This is a genomic window from Micrococcus sp. HSID17227 (assembly GCF_003989405.1).
Taxonomy (GTDB): domain Bacteria; phylum Actinomycetota; class Actinomycetes; order Actinomycetales; family Micrococcaceae; genus Micrococcus; species Micrococcus luteus.
This window is the reverse complement of the sequence record NZ_RBLN01000334.1, coordinates 1-1,822: the sequence shown is the minus strand read 5'-3', so window position 1 is coordinate 1,822 and position 1,822 is coordinate 1. Positions and strand designations below refer to the sequence as shown.

The 1,822-nt window shown below is 72.8% G+C and carries 1 protein-coding gene and 1 pseudogene; both read right to left on the bottom strand.

All coding sequences use genetic code 11. The features are described from left to right. A pseudogene (locus D8M29_RS11475) lies at positions 1-253 on the bottom strand (septum formation initiator family protein); the annotation flags it as partial. A gap of 136 nt (positions 254-389) precedes the next feature. Further along, a complete protein-coding gene (gene eno / locus D8M29_RS11470; RefSeq protein WP_036317829.1) occupies positions 390-1,667 on the bottom strand; it encodes a phosphopyruvate hydratase in 1,278 nt (425 codons plus the stop codon). Positions 1,668-1,822: the final 155 nt, after the last annotated feature.

The following is a 1,822-nucleotide window of genomic DNA, read 5'->3' as shown; positions in this document are numbered from 1 at the left end:
AGGCCGTGTCGGCCCGGTCCGCGTCCGGGTGCCCGTCCAGGTGTCCGGGGTGACCGGCCTGGCGGCGCTCCTGGACGCTCTGCAGGTCGATGACCTCGGCGTCCGTCGCCGCGGGCGCCGGCGTGGGGGCCGCAGGGGTCGGCGTGGGCGCGTCCGCCTCCGGGGAGGCCGTCGCCGGGGCCGCGACGGCGGTCCGGCGCGGGGCGCCCGTCGTCGGGTCGACACGGGGCACGCGGGGGCGGCGCGGACTCATCGCGGACTCCTTCGGACGCGTGGCGGGGACCCTCCCAGCCTACTGCCCGCCCCTGACAGGATCCTGGTCGCGCCGGGACGGGCGCGGGCCCGCCCGGAAGGATCCGGGCGGGCCCGCGCGTCGTCGTCGGGGACGGTCAGCCGCGGAAGCGCGGGAAGGCGGAGCGGCCCGCGTAGACGGCGGCGTCGGCCAGGTCCTCCTCGATGCGCAGCAGCTGGTTGTACTTGGCCACGCGGTCCGAGCGGGCCGGGGCGCCGGTCTTGATCTGGCCGGCGTTGGTGGCCACCGCGAGGTCCGCGATGAACGTGTCCTCGGTCTCGCCCGAGCGGTGCGAGATCATGCAGTGGAACATGTGGCGCTGGGCCAGGGCGATCGCGTCGAAGGTCTCGGTCAGGGAGCCGATCTGGTTGACCTTCACGAGCAGGGCGTTGCCGGCCTTCTCGTCGATGCCGCGCTGCAGCCGCTCCACGTTGGTGACGAACAGGTCGTCGCCCACCAGCTGGACGCGATCGCCCAGCTGCGCGGTCAGGTGCTGCCAGCCGTCCCAGTCGTCCTCGTCGAGCGGGTCCTCGATGGAGACGATCGGGTAGTTGTCCACCAGCTCGGTGTAGTAGGCGGCCATCTCCTCGGCGGAGCGCTGCTGGCCTTCGAAGGTGTAGGAGCCGTTGTCGAAGAACTCGGAGGAGGCGACGTCCAGCGCCAGCGCGATGTCCTCGCCCAGGCGGTAGCCGGCCTTCGTCACGGCCTCGGCGATGAGGTCCAGGGCGGCGCGGTTGGACTCCAGGGACGGGGCGAACCCGCCCTCGTCGCCCAGGCCGGTGGACAGGCCCTTCTCCTGCAGCACGGTCTTCAGGGCGTGGTAGACCTCGGTGCCCCAGCGCAGGGCCTCGCGGAAGGACGGGGCGCCGATCGGGGCGATCATGAACTCCTGGATGTCCACGTTGGAGTCCGCGTGGGCGCCGCCGTTGAGGATGTTCATCATCGGCACGGGCAGCACGTGGGCGTTCGGGCCGCCCAGGTACTTGTAGAGCATGAGGTCGGAGGCCTGCGCGGCGGCCACGGCGACGGCCATCGACACGCCCAGGATCGCGTTCGCGCCCAGCTTGCCCTTGTTGGGGGTGCCGTCCAGGTCCCGCATCGCGCGGTCCACGGCGCGCTGGTCCGCGGCGAACTCGCCCTCGAGCTCCTCCGCGATGCCCTCGACCGCGGCGACGGCGTCCAGCACGCCCTTCCCGCCGTAGCGCTTCTTGTCCCCGTCACGGCGCTCGACCGCCTCGAACTCGCCGGTGGACGCGCCCGAGGGCACGGCCGCGCGGCCCAGGGAGCCGTCGGTGAGCAGGACCTCCACCTCGACGGTGGGGTTGCCGCGCGAGTCGAGGATCTCGCGAGCGTGGATGGCGTCGATCAGGGCCATGGACGGGTCTCCTTCAATCGAAGTCGGAAGTCGTGCCCGCGGCGTGGACACGGCCTCAGCCTAGCGGGGACCTCAGGTTCCAGTCGGCCGCGCGCCGGCGACAAGACCGCCGTTCCCCCCTGCTGCGATGTCGCTGGGGCGCGGTCGGAACTGCA